This window comes from Candidatus Hinthialibacter antarcticus, from assembly GCA_030765645.1.
In the GTDB taxonomy this organism is placed as follows: Bacteria; Hinthialibacterota; Hinthialibacteria; order Hinthialibacterales; family Hinthialibacteraceae; genus Hinthialibacter; species Hinthialibacter antarcticus.
The window spans coordinates 15,242-29,764 of the sequence record JAVCCE010000044.1; the positions used below are offsets into that span (position 1 = coordinate 15,242).

The 14,523-nt window shown below is 54.4% G+C and carries 13 protein-coding genes; 6 read left to right on the forward strand and 7 right to left on the reverse strand.

Annotated features, from left to right (window positions below; translation table 11 throughout):
• Together P9L94_10550 and P9L94_10555 are read left to right on the forward strand one after the other, a co-directional pair.
• The gene (locus P9L94_10550) at window positions 1–378 is read left to right on the forward strand and encodes a cyclophilin-like fold protein (protein ID MDP8244509.1); all 378 of its coding nucleotides are present in this window, start codon (window positions 1–3) and stop codon (window positions 376–378) included.
• Window positions 379–398: 20 nt separating this feature from the next.
• Window positions 399–1,322 (forward strand): SMP-30/gluconolactonase/LRE family protein, encoded by a 924-nt coding sequence (locus tag P9L94_10555; protein MDP8244510.1) that lies wholly within the window; start codon window positions 399–401, stop codon window positions 1,320–1,322.
• Here the strand turns inward: P9L94_10555 and mutY are convergent.
• Together mutY and P9L94_10565 are read right to left on the reverse strand one after the other, a co-directional pair.
• The gene (gene mutY / locus P9L94_10560; protein ID MDP8244511.1) at window positions 1,314–2,390 is read right to left on the reverse strand and encodes an A/G-specific adenine glycosylase; all 1,077 of its coding nucleotides are present in this window, start codon (window positions 2,388–2,390) and stop codon (window positions 1,314–1,316) included. The two genes, P9L94_10555 and mutY, sit on opposite strands and share 9 nt — an antisense overlap.
• 6 nt (window positions 2,391–2,396) lie before the next feature.
• Complete coding sequence (locus tag P9L94_10565) at window positions 2,397–3,113, reverse strand: hypothetical protein (GenBank protein ID MDP8244512.1); 717 nt, start codon at window positions 3,111–3,113, stop codon at window positions 2,397–2,399.
• A gap of 170 nt (window positions 3,114–3,283) precedes the next feature.
• Here P9L94_10565 and P9L94_10570 point away from each other — a divergent pair, with 170 nt between their 5' ends.
• A complete protein-coding gene (locus tag P9L94_10570; protein ID MDP8244513.1) occupies window positions 3,284–3,532 on the forward strand; it encodes a hypothetical protein in 249 nt (82 codons plus the stop codon).
• Window positions 3,529–4,455 (forward strand): class I SAM-dependent methyltransferase, encoded by a 927-nt coding sequence (locus P9L94_10575; GenBank protein ID MDP8244514.1) that lies wholly within the window; start codon window positions 3,529–3,531, stop codon window positions 4,453–4,455. Before P9L94_10570 ends, P9L94_10575 begins: the two co-directional genes overlap by 4 nt.
• A gap of 60 nt (window positions 4,456–4,515) precedes the next feature.
• Here P9L94_10575 and P9L94_10580 read toward each other — a convergent pair whose 3' ends face one another.
• The 3 genes from P9L94_10580 to P9L94_10590 all read right to left on the reverse strand — a co-directional run bounded on the left by P9L94_10580 (window position 4,516) and on the right by P9L94_10590 (window position 8,165).
• A complete protein-coding gene (locus P9L94_10580; protein MDP8244515.1) occupies window positions 4,516–5,274 on the reverse strand; it encodes a DUF4956 domain-containing protein in 759 nt (252 codons plus the stop codon).
• Between the two features lie 99 nt (window positions 5,275–5,373).
• Complete coding sequence (locus tag P9L94_10585; protein MDP8244516.1) at window positions 5,374–6,786, reverse strand: hypothetical protein; 1,413 nt, start codon at window positions 6,784–6,786, stop codon at window positions 5,374–5,376.
• A 173-nt stretch (window positions 6,787–6,959) separates the two neighbouring features.
• Window positions 6,960–8,165: a class I SAM-dependent rRNA methyltransferase gene (locus P9L94_10590; protein MDP8244517.1), complete on the reverse strand. Its 1,206-nt coding sequence runs from the start codon at window positions 8,163–8,165 to the stop codon at window positions 6,960–6,962.
• Between the two features lie 3 nt (window positions 8,166–8,168).
• Here P9L94_10590 and bshC point away from each other — a divergent pair, with 3 nt between their 5' ends.
• Entirely contained in the window at window positions 8,169–9,794 is a 1,626-nt protein-coding gene (gene bshC / locus P9L94_10595) for a bacillithiol biosynthesis cysteine-adding enzyme BshC (protein MDP8244518.1), read from the forward strand.
• 218 nt (window positions 9,795–10,012) lie between these two features.
• Here bshC and P9L94_10600 read toward each other — a convergent pair whose 3' ends face one another.
• On the reverse strand, window positions 10,013–11,404 hold the full coding sequence (locus tag P9L94_10600; protein ID MDP8244519.1) for a sigma-54 dependent transcriptional regulator: 1,392 nt from the start codon (window positions 11,402–11,404) through the stop codon (window positions 10,013–10,015).
• Entirely contained in the window at window positions 11,397–13,070 is a 1,674-nt protein-coding gene (locus tag P9L94_10605) for an ATP-binding protein (protein ID MDP8244520.1), read from the reverse strand. Before P9L94_10605 ends, P9L94_10600 begins: the two co-directional genes overlap by 8 nt.
• A 163-nt stretch (window positions 13,071–13,233) precedes the next feature.
• Between P9L94_10605 and P9L94_10610 the strand changes: the two genes are divergently transcribed.
• A complete protein-coding gene (locus tag P9L94_10610; GenBank protein MDP8244521.1) occupies window positions 13,234–14,265 on the forward strand; it encodes an NAD(P)H-dependent glycerol-3-phosphate dehydrogenase in 1,032 nt (343 codons plus the stop codon).
• The last annotated feature ends 258 nt before the right edge of the window (window positions 14,266–14,523 follow it).

Genomic DNA, 14,523 nt, shown 5'->3' on the forward strand with positions numbered 1-14,523 from the left:
ATGACTCATCGCGTACAAATCACCCTTGGCGAACTGCAATTCACGGCGCTCTTCGAAGAGAATGACGCCGCGAACGCGATCTATGACGTCTTGCCGTTTGATCTGCCCTATCAGACATGGGGCGATGAAATCTATTGCCATATCCCCGTTGAATTGAAGGCGCGCGGCGGCGTTGAAATTGTCAAAGTCGGCGATCTGGCGTTTTGGCCTCCTGGCAAAGCGTTCTGCATTTTTTTCGGTCCGACGCCCGCCTCCGAAGATGAACGCCCGCGCGCTGCAAGCGAGGTGATCGTCTTTGGCCGCATTGAAGGAGACGCCTCCGCCTTGCGCGGCGTAAAAGCCAATACCATTCGGGTGGAACCGATGCCGGACGAGTAAACCAATTTTGGGAGGATGTTATGCGCCGTTTGTTTTATCTTGTTTGCGTCTATTCGTTGTTGCTGCTGCCTGCATTTGCTCAAGAATCAATCAGTGATTTAACCGCAGGCGAAGTTCAAAAACTCGCAGGCGGCAACCAGTTTATCGAAGGCCCGGTCTGGCACCGCGACGGGTTTCTTTTGTTTAGCGATATCCCCGCTGAGCAAATCAAGAAATGGGACGGCGCCTCGTTAAGCGTTTGGGACAACGACAGCGGCGCCTCCAATGGATTAACCATCGACGAGCAGGGCCGCGTTATTGCTTGCGAACACGGCGGACGGCGCATCTCAGCGCATGAAGCGGACGGTTCGGTGGTTGCGATTGCAGACGCCTATCAGGGCGACGCGTTTAATAGCCCCAATGACGCGGTGGTTCGGTCTGATGGAACCATCTTTTTCACTGATCCTGACTGGGGCTTGTCAGGGCGCCCGCGTGAGATTTCTTTCAATGGAGTTTACCGGGTCAAGCCGGGCGGCGAGGCTGTGTTGCTCGATAATGATTATTCAAAACCCAACGGCATCGCGCTCTCGCCCGACGAAACCAAACTCTACGTCGCCGACGATACCCGCAATTTTATTCGCGTTTACGACCTGGACGCCGAGGGCAATGTCAGCAATGCGTCGCGGTTTGCCAGCGTCTCGAATCCAGACGGCATTAAGGTAGATGTTGACGGGCGGGTGTGGTCGTCGAGTTCTGCGGGGGTGATGGTTTACAGCACCAGCGGCGAGCGCATTGGCGTGGTTGCGTTTCCAGAACAACCAGCGAATCTCGCTTTTGGCGGCGCTGATTTCAAAACCTTGTTCGTCACGGCGCGGACGGGGCTTTACTCTATTGAACTGACGGTCGCGGGTCTTGATCCGTGGCGGATCGTACCGTCGGGAATTCGTTCCCGCTCGTTAGAGTAAGTCGAGGAACATCAAATTCGCTTTGGGAAATGCGTACTGGTCGAACTGCGAGCGCGGCGCCCATTTGAGCGTTTCGTGATACAGCGTTTGCGGTTTGCCCGACAGCCACTCGCATCGGTATAAGTGGATGGTAACTGTCAAATGCGTATAGGCGTGGTCGACGGTAATCACATGCTCGCCGACTTTGACCTCGCCGCCGAGTTCTTCGCGAATCTCGCGGCGTAAGGCTTCCTGGTGGGTCTCGCCGGGTTCGACTTTGCCGCCCGGGAACTCCCACAACCCGCCCAGCATTCCATTGGGCGGGCGCTTGCCTAATAGATAGCGTCCGTTTTTTTTGATCGCCGCCGCGACGACGTGCGCATGAGGCGGCGTCTTTTTTTCTTTGCGGACGGGCAACGTCTTTTCGATGTTTTGCAATCGGGCGGCGCAGCGTTTTGTTAATGGACATTCTCCGCACCGCGGTTGTTTAGGCAGACAAACGCGGGCGCCGAGTTCCATCATGGCCTGGTTGAAATCGCCGGGGCTGCGCGGCGCGACCAGTGCATCGGCGAGTTTCCACATTTGGTTGATCGTTTTTGCGTCGTCGATGGAGGCTTCAATCGCATACAATCGCGCCAACACGCGTTTGACGTTGCCGTCAACGACGGACGCGCGTACGCCAAAGGCGATGCTACACACGGCGCCTGCGCTGTAGCGCCCGATGCCCGGCAGCGTCATCCATTCTTCAACGCTCTTCGGAAAGGCGCCGCCAAATTCGGTCGTGATGATTTTCGCCGCTTTGTGAAGATTGCGCGCGCGGCTGTAATAGCCTAAGCCTTCCCATTGTTTTAACACGCGGTCGATGGATGCTTGCGCTAGCGCTTGTACGGTTGGAAACGCCGCCAGAAAACGGTGGTAATAGTCAATCACCGCTTCGACGCGGGTTTGCTGCAACATGATTTCCGAAATCCAAATGCAGTAGGGATCGTCCGTCCGTCGCCAAGGCAGGTCGCGGGCTTCGCGGCGATACCACGCGAGCAGTCCGCGCCGTATGGCTGTGATCGTGTGAGAAGAGGGCGGTTGTTTCATCGCGGGCTATTGCTTCCAAACGCGCAGCATCTGATTGCCGCCAATTTGAAATTCATAATCGACTTGCGCAATCTCAAACTCTACGTTGCGTTGCGGCAGTTGCTGTTGTAAGTAATTCAGATGCGGCGACGGGCGCCCGTTCAGCGTTAACAATGGAAAGAGGCGAACTTCCGGCGCGATGCGCAGCATCTCCAGCGTTGCGTTCAGGTGAAATTCCGCGTCAAGCAAGTGGCTGTAGGTAAACAGCAAGTGCGAACATAGCGCGAGATCAAATTCATTGTCTGAGAACGGGAGGTCGGGCAAGGTATGATTTTGATAGCGGCCTTGTTGCTTGCCGGTTTCATAATCATCAAGAAATAGAGTGAGCGCTTTGCGTCGCCGTCGGCCCATTTCGTTGGGAGACGCAATACTGTTCCAATGATACTTGTCTTGATTTTCCCGCGCGGCCTCCACCATTTGAGAATAGACTTCTTCGAAGCGCTGGCGGATGTCTTCGCCGGAAAATTCATAAACCGGGTCAACCGAAAGGACGCGCCCGCCTTGCGCGGAGAGTTCAGCGTTAAAACTGGCGGGGCCGTCGCCGCAGCCGACGATGCGTCTGGTTAAATCATCGTCGCTGAGCGCAAACATGCGGCGGTATTCATCCAGAGTGCGCCCCCAGGGGATGACCTCGTTTAACACAATCGGCGACGGCGCTTTGGGCGCTAAACTATCAGACGGCATTTCGGTCCTTGCTCCTGCATTTCAAAGATGAACGAAACGTATGATAGTGACTTGAGGGAGTATTTCCATCCCGGAGAAGGGCGCTATTGCTTGACGAACGGGCGGATTGTCCCGAAACTAGTTTTTTATAGTCAACAACAGATCAGTTTGAATAGAAGCAGGTGAGTTGAATGGACCCGGATACAATCTCAATCTCGGCGGCGGAACTGGCCGACCTCAAAGCGCGGCTCGAAGTCGCTGAAAATCATCGCGTAGGCCTGCTCGAACACGCGCACAATCTTGAGCACCTGCTCAAAGAAAAAGACAGCGATTTAAAACAAAGTAAAGAGATGCTGGATGTTTTAGAGGCGCGTTGTTACCGCTATGAACAAATGCTGCAAGACTACGGCTTTGATCCCGCCGGAAAGAACTGGTCGTGAACGCCCGCAACGCTGAGTATCAGCGTATGCTTGAACGCGAGGGCGAATTGTGGGGCCAGGCCAAACCGGGCGAGCGCACCTCCTGGCTTGAATCGCCGCTGATCTACCGCGCCGTCAATCTGCGCATCAGCGGCAAGCCGGATGTGGATTGCCTCGGGTATATACGGGAGAAATACTTTCGCAAACCTGCAACACTCGGCCTTAACGTCGGCTGCGGACACGGCGAGTTAGAGCAACTGCTGGTAAAGCGCGAACTGGTTGAAACCATGCACGGCTTTGATGTAAGCGCCGGGGCGGTCGAGGCGGCGCGCAAGGCTGCGCAGGAAACCGGGTTAGGCGACCGCGTCGAGTATTTTGTCGCCGACGCCAACCACTTAGATGACGCGCCTCTCGCAGCGCAATACGACGTGGCCTATGGGTTCATGGCGCTGCATCACATTGTTGATCTCGAAGCCTGTCTGGACGGTCTCAGCCGTCGGCTCAAGCCCGGTGGGCTGCTGATCGCCAATGAGTTTGTCGGCCCCTATCGTTTTCAATGGACAGACAAGCAACTCGAGATCGCCAATCAATTGCTCAAGTGTTTTCCGGTTGAATTGACCCGCAATATCCGCGAACCGGAGAAACTAAAGCGTATTGTCGAACGGCCTTCAATCGAATTTATGAAAAAGCACATGGCGTTTGAGTCGGTTTGTTCTGACCGCATCGTCAAGGCGCTGCATGACCGTTTTGATGTGCTCGAACAGCGAGACTACGGCGGGACCATACTTCATATTTTGTTTGAAGCCATTATGGGGAATTTTAAAGAAGAAACCTGCCGTGAACACGCCGCCCTGGTGAGGATGGCGGCTGCATGTGAAGAGACGCTGCTGCGGCATGGCGGGCTGGAACACGACCATACGTTTATGGTTTGTAAAAAGAAATAGAGCCTGAAACCCAGGCTCTATTATTTGTATCATTGATTAGGCGCTGGCTGGAACCGGCGCCTATTTTCGTTTTGCCCAGTCGATGTTGTGGATGGTGATATCCGGTCCGCAAGACTCATGAAGTTGCTTGCCAAATTCATCGGTATTGAATATGTTTTTGGCAATGAAAATACATCGAAAGCGCCCGCGCTCGTTATTGATTCTCTTGCGCTCAACGTGGTATTCGCGTTCTCTGAATATTTTTATACACGCATCATGAACGATTTTGGGGTTGGTCGAGTCGACGCGAATATCCCATTTCGCCAGCCGCGAACCGTTGGGAATGTCCATAATGTAGAGCAAAAGATAAATGAATCCCGTAATGGCTAAAGCGATTGAGTAATACTGCAACCCGCACGCCATGCCGAGGCCGATCAGGATGAAGATCATCGAAAGGTCCATCGGGTTGCTGAGCGCTGTGCGGTAGCGGACGAACCCGCCGAAGCCCGCGAGGCCAAACGCCAGCGCCAAATCGCCCCGAATGAGTGGAAAGATGATTGACCCGGCGACGCAGATCAGGATTTGTGTTTTTTTGACAACGGCGTCACTGACTTCGCTATTCAATTCATGGGCGCGTTTTGGATGATACGCTAACAATGCTCCCAGAATTGAAGCGATAGTCATCGCCAAAAATAATTCGTGAAATGTGTCCGCATATTCGACGGTCCCCTGGTGAGGAGGGGGGTCCGATAGAAATGTGGAGAAAAAATTCCACACTTCTGATTGCGCAACGCTATCGGTGACACTTTTAACGCCTTCTGCTAATCCAGGAGAACTCATGCTTTAAACAAATCCCTTTTAATGGTTGCTTGTACTGTGTGATAACAATTGAACCACGTTTAACAGTATCCTAATAATACGTTTTTGTCTGTAATTTCTCTAAAATTCTACAGTTAGGAGCAATAAAATTTCATTGTTGCTTGAGTCGGGGCCGCCTGTTTCTTCCAGGTTGAGGGCGTATTCGGTACGGAAAGATACGTTATCCGTGAGTTCTGAGATGACGGCGAACATCCATTGTTCACGGTCCCAGGTGAACGAACCGCCGAAGGAGTACGGTCTCGCTGTCAAGTTGGTATCCAGTGAACTGTAGCGCACCAGCGGACGGACGGCCTGAAGGTATTTGATATCATCAATATCAAATTTGTATGAGCCTTCCGCATACCAGGCAAAGCGCTCTAATTCGCCGTCGCGGGCACCAATGGCTTGCGCGAAGAAATCCCAATCGGCGATGTCATATTCGAGATTCACGCCCCACCAGCGGCGGCTATCTCTCTGTGATATTCCATAGCCGGGAACCTGGACGCGCAAAAAGTCGAGGTCGTCTTCGTCTAAATTGCCAAACACGCCGAAGCCGAGAATGTCGAGTTTTCCATAATCGTCGAAGTCTAACTTATATCCTACGCCGACGCTTAATTCTCTTGAACTGTCAAAATCCAACTCATCGACGTCGGTTCCGATAATTTCGTTTGAGTCGTCTTCGCCTAGCGACGTATTGTCGAGGGGAAATCCGTTTGAGACGCCTGCATAGACATTGACCGGGTCCCAGTCGCCTTTCCAGGTCACGCCCAAGTCGCGTTTCGCCCAGAAGGCGCGTCCATTGATGGGATAATATTTGGTGAAACGGTCGGGGCGCCAGAACGCGGGTTGAAGCCCGGCGCGAAGTTCTGATGAAAGAACCAAATCAGAAAAATCAACATAGGCTTCGACCAGTGCGTTTTCGCCTTTACTGTGCGAGGTGTCAAACTTGCTGGAGAAACTGATGTCGTTGGTGAAATCGGCGTCGAGTTTCAATCGAAAGTCATTCAGGGTGAAGCTGCCGCCGGGGTTTTCGGGGATGCCGGAGGGAAGGTCTGTCTCATTTTCTACATCAAAATAGCCGAAGCGCAGACGGCCTCCCAGACGAAAATATTCATTGTTAATTGACTGAAGCCAGGGGGCGTCTTTCTTGCGAATGCCGTCGTCTTCGCTTTTGTCTTTTTTCTTGTCGTCTGCTTTCGGCTCGTTATCGGTATTTTCAGACGCGTCTTTGTCTGCGTCATCTTTTTTCTTTTTTTTCTTATCGCTGTCTTTCTTTTTCTCTTCAGCCTCGCCGCCGCCGTCGAGTGCGTCGAGGCGTTTCTGCATCGATTCAATCAGCGATTTGAGTTGCGCATTTTCGGTTTCTAAGGTTTCAATGCGCTGGTTGACGTCAATATCTTCATCCGCATGGCTGGCGCTGGGTGTTGTAACCAGTGCTGCGCACAAAAGCAAAAATGCGAGCGCCGCAATGTGGATCGTTTGAAATGAGTACATGAGAGTTGTATCCACCCACTGAAGATTCAAGGAAAAAATGGATCGAATCACATCATACGGTTAAAGTTATGACATGCCTTGTTAAAACAAGTGCAATTTACGATTGTATTAGAATTCTGTTAGGAATTCAATAATTAGTACGACAATTCTGTCTATTTTGTTCCTTTTTATTCTTATTCAAGTGACACCGCAGCGATGATACAGTTCAAATAACGTGATTCCGGCATCGAAGCCAAGGCCGGATGGTCTTTGGATTGGCCGCGTACTTCGAGAATCTGCAAGCGTTTGCGTTCGCGGTGGGCGGCTTTTTGCAGCGCTCCGATCAGGTCGTCTTCTTTGACGAAGTACGAGCAGGAACAGGCGCATAGGATGCCCTGGTTTCTAAGCAGATGGATCGCCTGACGGTTGACGTCTTCGTAACCGCGCAGCGCTTTGTTGACTTGTTTGGCGCCCTTGGCGAAGGCGGGCGGGTCGACCACGACCACGTCAAATCGGCGTGAGGCGGCGCGTTCGCTTGAAAGCCATTGGAAGACGTCCGATTTCACGCATTCCATTTTGTCTGAAAAACCGTTGCGTTCGGCGTTTTGTTGGGCGGTTGCGATGGCGGGTTCGGATGAATCAATCGCAATGGCGCTTTCGGCGCCTGCGTGGAGCAAATGCAGCGCCCAGCCGCCGGTGTAGCAGAACAGGTCAAGCGTCTCTTTGCCTTTGGCGAACGGCGCCAGAGCGGCGCGATTTTCGGCTTGGTCGAAAAAGTGCCCGGTTTTTTGGCCGCTGGAAACGTCAACGCCAAAGCGGACGCCGAATTCTTCCATCTCAATGACGCCGGGTTCGTCGCCCAATATGGTTTTCGTATAACTGGGCAGGCCTTCAAGCCCGCGTTTGTCGTGATCGTTGCGCAGGACGATTGTGGTCGGGTTCAATACGACTTTCATCGCCTCAACCAGTTCGTCAATGCAGCGTTCCATGCCTGCGGAGAGAATCTGTACCACATACGCCGACTCGAGGCGGTCAATAATGACGCCGGGCAGCGCGTCCGATTCGCCGTAAACCAGGCGGTAGGAATCACGGCCCGGGTAAATCAATGTGCGCAACGCCAACGCCTGACGAATGGCCTGGGCGAACCAATCAACCGAGACCACCTCTTCTTTGGGTTTACGGGATAAAATACGGATAGCGATTAAACTATGCGGATTATAAATTCCGGTCGCGACAAAACGCCCGGCGTCGTCGATGACGCGCACGATGGATCCGGGTTCGGGCTTCGGGTCGGGATGTTCGATTTCGTTGCTGAACATCCAGGGATGTCCGCTCTTGGCGCGGCGCCCGGCGCGGGGTTTAATCGTAATCGTTATTACTGTTTCTGGTAGATTGGACATGAAATGCCTTTGTTTGAAAAATGGCCGTCGCGCAACGCTGCGCAACTCAGCCCGTATTATGCCGCCCTGGTTGAACCGGGCGGAGACTTGCGCGATGCCGCCCCGCCCAGCCTGGCGAACCTGGCTGAAACGGCGTCGTTGCGTCGCGCTTACATAGAGCAGTATATCGACCGTGGGCGCTTAACCGAATCGCTGCGTGCGTCTCATTTGCGTCGCGGCGCCCCCGGGGCGGTTTTGCAGGCGGTGGAACAGCTGCGCGGCGCCGACGTATTGTTGGTCGTGACCGGGCAGCAACCCGGCTTATTGGGCGGCCCGTTATTCACTCTCTATAAAGCGGCGCAAGCGATTGCGCTCGCCAAACAACTCAGCGCGGAACGCAACGAAATATTTTTGCCCGCCTTTTGGAACGCCAGCGAAGACCACGACTTCGATGAAATCGCTTCGGTGAAATGGCTCAATAAAGATCGCCAGGTCGAATCGTATACCTGGGAACTCGAAACCGGTCACAGGCCGTTATATCATATCGCAATGGATGAGTTGCCGCTGGATGATTTAATCACACGCATCGACGAAACCACGCACCCCTCGGATTTTAAAGACGAATTTTTTGCGATGTTGCGTGAATGCCGCCAGTCGGCGCAAACCTACCCCGACTTTTTTGACGCGATGTTGTGGCGAATGTTCGGCGAGGACGGGCTGATCATTCTGCGCCCGGATGATCGCTTTGCGCGTGAAGATGCGGTGCGCCTGATGGCGGATGAAATCAACCAACCGGGACAATCGTCCGTTGATATTTCTCAACGAGGCGAACGGCTCCAAGCAGCGGGCCTGCCGCAGCAGTTGCACAAGAGCGAAGACCGCGCCGCGTTTTTTCTCATTAGAAATCATAAGCGTGAGGCGCTGCGAATCACGCCGTCGGGTTTCCAAACGGACAGCGGCGAAACCATTGCAATCGATGCAATGCAGCAACTGTTGCAGGATGATCCCGGCGCGTTTTCTCCCTCGGCGATCTTACGGCCTGTGTTGCAAGACGCGGTGTATCCAATCGCGGCGGCGGTGTTGGGGCCGGGCGAAATGGGCTATCACTTTTTATTGGATGCAATCTATGCGCGACACGGCGTCCCGCGTCCGGTGTTGGTCCCGCGTATGGGAATCACCTGGCTGGAACCGCGTGACCGCAAGACGGTGGAGAAATGGAACCTCACGCCCAATGATTTGAAAAAAGACGCGGCGGCGTTGCTCAAACAGTTGGTCAGTGAAGGCGAGGGCGCTGCACCGCCGCGCGGTGATCTCGACCGTGCATTGAGCGCCTGGTTTGAATCAATGAAAGAACGCGCCGCCTCCGTTGACCCGACGATTGCAGGCGTCCTCGATAAAAACGCCGCCAAGATTCAGAAAGAATTAGACAACAGCGAGAACCTTTTGTTGCGCCGCATGGCCAATAAAGAAACTCAGACCCGCGAACAGATTGAAGCGTTGCAAGCGTCGCTCATGCCCGGCGGCGCGTTGCAGGAACGCAATTTGTCATTTATTTCATATTATCTAAAACATGGCACGGCGTTGATTGAGCAGATCAAATTCCTCGCTGAAACCACGTCTCCCGGCGCACATGTCTATGCGGAACTTTGAGGAATTCATTCAAGGCGATTCAATTTGTCGTGGGGAGGGCGAGTCTCCCGACGAGCCGCGAGCTATCGAACTGTTTGCTCTTTATTGCGGCTCACCAGGAGGTTCGCCCTCCCCTCGAATTAATGAGGCTCAATAATTCGATATTGTAGACGGTAGAGTGGTTCATGAAACATTCACTGATCGCTTGATTCATTTGAATCTGGCGGGTTGGGTAAGCGTTATTCGCCGCGCAGGCCGTAGCGTTTCATTTTTCGTTGCAGGGTGCGGCGGTCGATGCCGAGGGCGTCGGAGGCGCGTGAGACGTTGCCGTCCACTTGTTGCAGGGTGTGGTCGATATGCTCGCGTTCGACGTCGTCTAAACTCCGAAGCCCTGATTGCGGCGCAGGGCGCGGCGTCATCGGTTGGGGCGGCGTTGCGGCGGTGGTTTGAAACGTCTTCATCGAAAGCAGCGATTGCACCGTTTGCGCACTGATCATTGGCTCGTGGCTCAGCAAGATGGCGCGTTCGCAAATATTGAACAACTCGCGTACGTTGCCCGGCCAGTTGTAGGTTTGCAGAACGTGCGTTGCTTCAGTGGTGAAATGGGCCCCGCGGCGTCCGGCCGATGAACGCTTGAGATAGGATTCAATCAATTCGGGGATGTCTTCTTTATGCGCCCGCAACGGCGGCGTGGTAATCGCCAACACGTTGAGCCGATAGTAGAGGTCTTCGCGAAAGCGCCCCTTGCTGACTTCGACAGCGAGGTCGCGGTTGGCGGCGGCGATGATGCGCGTCTGGGTGGTGCGCACCTTGGTCGATCCCAAAGGGCGAAACTCGCCGGTCTCGATCACCCGTAATAAACTGGCTTGGACGTTGGGGTCCATGTCGGCGATTTCATCAATAAATAATGAGCCTTGGTCGGCGACTGCGAGCAGGCCTTCCTTCTGGTTGCTGGCGCCGGTGAATGCGCCGGAGACGTGTCCGAACAGCTCGTTTTCGAGCAAGTCGGGCTTGAGCGTGGCGCAATTGAGGTCGATGAACGGGTGAGTGCTGCGCTGGCTCTGGTAATGCAGTGCGCGCGCGACCAATTCTTTTCCGGTGCCGCTTTCGCCCAAAATCAACGCGGGCGCGTCGGAGTTTTTGACGCGGTCGATCAGTTCCAACACCTGCTTGACGGCGGGGCTGTCGCCGACGATGCCGTGTTGTTCCTGGGCGCGGTGCATGGCGTCGCGCAGGTGAATGTTCTCGCGTTGAATCTGGTTTTGCTGCACGGCTTTTTGCAGGTACACGTCCAGTTCTTGAATGTCGCAAGGCTTGGTCATGTAGTGAAAGGCGCCGTTTTTGATGGCTTCAATCGCGGTGGAGATGTCGCCGTGTCCGGTGAGTAAAATGACGGGCAGGTCCGGCGCCGATTCGCCCAGCCGCTGCAGTAGTTCGAGGCCGTCGATGCCGGGCATTTTCAAATCAATGACGGCGGCGAGGCACTCATTGAGGTTGGGCCGGGCAAGCGCCGCTTCGCCGTTTTCTGCTTCGGTTACTTCATAGCCCCTGCGTTGCAGCGCCCGGCAGGCGGTGCGGCGAAAGACGTCGTCGTCGTCAACAAATAAAATCGCGCGCGGGTTATCATTCATGGTTGATTGGCAGCGTGATGGCTGCTTGCGTTCCAACGCCGGGTTCGCTTTCGATTTCGAGGCGCCCCCCCAATTCTCTTAGGGACCCATAGGTAATATACAGCCCCAGGCCGGTTCCCTTGCCGACGGGTTTGGTGGTGAAAAACGGCTCGAAAATGTGCGGCAAATTTTCGTGAGAGATGCCGGGGCCGTTGTCGGTGACGCGAATACTGATTGTATCGTCGACTTGTTGAGTTTCAATCTGCATCTCAGGCTGGCTGGTTTCGTCCATGGCGTCGGCGGCGTTGATGATGAGGTTGCATAAGGCTTGCTGGATGCGGTTGGCGTCGGTGACGATGTCCGGCAAGTCGTCTTGCAGGCGCTGGTGAATTTGGATGCCGTTGATTTTGTGCCGGGTGATTTCCAGCGCTTGGCTGACCAATGGATTGACCGGGCAGGGTTGCAGGGTTGGCTCGGTGATGCGCGAATAATTGAGCAGTCCCTGGGTGATGTTTTTGCAGCGCGTGGTTTGCTCATGAATGGTTTGCAGCGCGTCGTCGAGTTCGGTTGAATCTTTGCCTTGGGGTTCGAGATGAGAAAGAATATCGCGGGCTTCTTCGGCGAGAATGCGAATGGTGCCCAGCGGGGTGTTGATTTCGTGGGCGACCCCGGCGGCGAGTTGGCCGATGGCGGCCAGTTTTTCGGCGCGCGCCCATTGTTCTTTGCGCTTTTTCTGGTCAGTAACGTCGAGGATCAGTTTGATTATCTGCACCAATTCGCCGCTGTCATTGATGATGGGCGTCACCATGGTGTCAAAGTTGCGTACGCCGTCGTTCTGCGTCGGCAGGCGCACCTCACGGTACAGAGTCGATTGTTCTAAATCGTTTTTTGTGGAAATTTCATGGAGCGCCTGAAACGCACCCGCGCAGATGCGGTAGTCGGCGTTGGGCGCGTCCGGTCCGAACCATTCGCGCACTTTATCGTTGGTCCATTCCACCTGACCGTTTGCGCTCATCACTAACATGCCTGCTTCGAGGCGGCGCAGCAGGTTGTCGAGTTTGTTGAATTCCAACTCGACCCGTTGGTGCGCTTGCAGCAGTTCGCCCTCGCGGCGGCGCAGGTCGCCCATAATGACCGAGACGAAATAAGCGGTCATCAATGTGGTCGCGACAAAACTAATGGGCGCGCCCACCACATGAAAGGGGATTTTCCCTAAGCCGAGAATGCCGTCTTCGCTCAGGTTCATATCGACGGAAACCAGGCTGGGCGCGAAGACTTGTATCGCGAAGCAAAAAAAGATAAGCCCGATTATAGCGACGCTCTGGCGCGGCGGCAGCATGATCCAGGCGATGATGACTTGAAAGAAAAAGAAGGTGAAAAATGGATTAATAAACCCGCCGGTCATTAACAAAATCAGCGTTAACGATAACACGTCGAGAACAATCTGCTGCAGCGCCATGCTGCGGCCCCACTTGGGCCGTTTGAGTTGGAACGCATAGTAGGCGTTATAAGCGAACATGAAAAACGCGATGGCGAACAGCGCCGTCAGTGAAAAATGAAGGCCAAAAACGAAATTCCCAATCAGCGCCGAGGCGATTACGCTGGCGGCGCCGTACCAGCGCAGGCCGATCAGCCATTCGAGCCGCTGACGTTGCAGCGTTATGTCTTCCGGCGGTAGTTGCGGCATAAGCGGCGCTGAGGCTCCCAAAAGAATTTAGGGTATTGTATCACATCGGGAGTAATCAGGCTTGCCTTGAGAACTCATGAGTTGCATGGGTCGTCTGGTTGAAGAATCGCGGGTATGCTTAAATGTTATCCTCTTGATCGAAGTCATAAAAGCGAGAAACAGAATGAGTACAGCAACAAAAACCATCGGCGTGTTGGGCGCAGGCTCATGGGGCGCTGCGCTGGCGATGGTGCTCAATGACAATGGACACCGCGTTTTTTTGTGGTCGAATGACGCCAACGAAATTCAGCGGATCGCATCGACGCGGCGCTTGCTGCATAAACTGCCCGATGTTCGTTTGCCGGACGCCATTCAGGCGGTCGCCGACGCCAATGCGTTTGCCGATGAGTGTGAACTTTTGGTGGTTGCGGTCCCGTCCAAAGTGATGAAGCCGTTTGCGGAGGGCTTTGCGCCGTTTCTGCGAGGTCGCCCCAAAATTGCGGTGAGCGCATCAAAAGGGATCCAGGCGCAAACGCTGCATACGCTTAGCGAACAACTGGAAGGTCATTGGCAGCCGTCTCTTCAATCGGGCGCATTACGCGGCGTTGCGGCGTTGTCCGGCCCCAGCCATGCGGAAGAAGTCGCCAATGGATTGCCGACGGCCATCGTCGCCGCTCACGCGGATGAAGCCATTGCACGCGAGATTCAAGATGCGTTTCAAAACCCACGCTTTCGCGTCTATCGCAACCATGACCGCCGAGGCGTTGAAATTGGCGCTGCGTTAAAGAATGTGTTGGCCATTGCGGTCGGCATCTCGGACGGACTCGGCTTCGGCGACAATGCGTGCGCGGCGTTGATTTCACGCGGACTGTTTGAACTCAGCCAAATCGGGCGCTGCCTGGGCGCTCAGCCAGAAACTTTCATTGGTTTGTCCGGCCTCGGCGACTTGGTCGTGACCTGCACCAGCCAACATAGCCGCAACCGGAAATTCGGCGAGATGATCGCCAAAGGCTACAGCCCTCAAGAAGCGGAAGAAGAAATCGGCATGGTGGTCGAAGGGGTGGCGGCGGTGCAAGCCGTTCCGAATTTGGTGCAAATCCATCAGATTGAATTGCCGATTTCGCAAGAAGTGTATTCCGTCGTCATACAAGGCCGCGATCCTAAACAAGCGGTCGAAAACCTCATGCAACGCGAAAGCAAACCCGAGGCGTTATAAGACGGGTTTTCGCTCTGGCGAAACGGGCTGGGTGGCGAGGTAAGTTGACGCGGAGCGACGACAGCCCTTGAGGAAAACCGAATTGTATTGCTGGTGGGTTAAGACCCCCCCCTACAACAATGTCATTGACTTAAGACTTTTAGCCCCCCTTTTTAAGGGGGGACGGCGCGGAAAGCGCCAGGGGGGATTCGGGCGCAGCGCGCTGCGCCCCTACGTTTGCGTGTATATGTATTTTGAGTTTTACGCAGCGAATTCAGC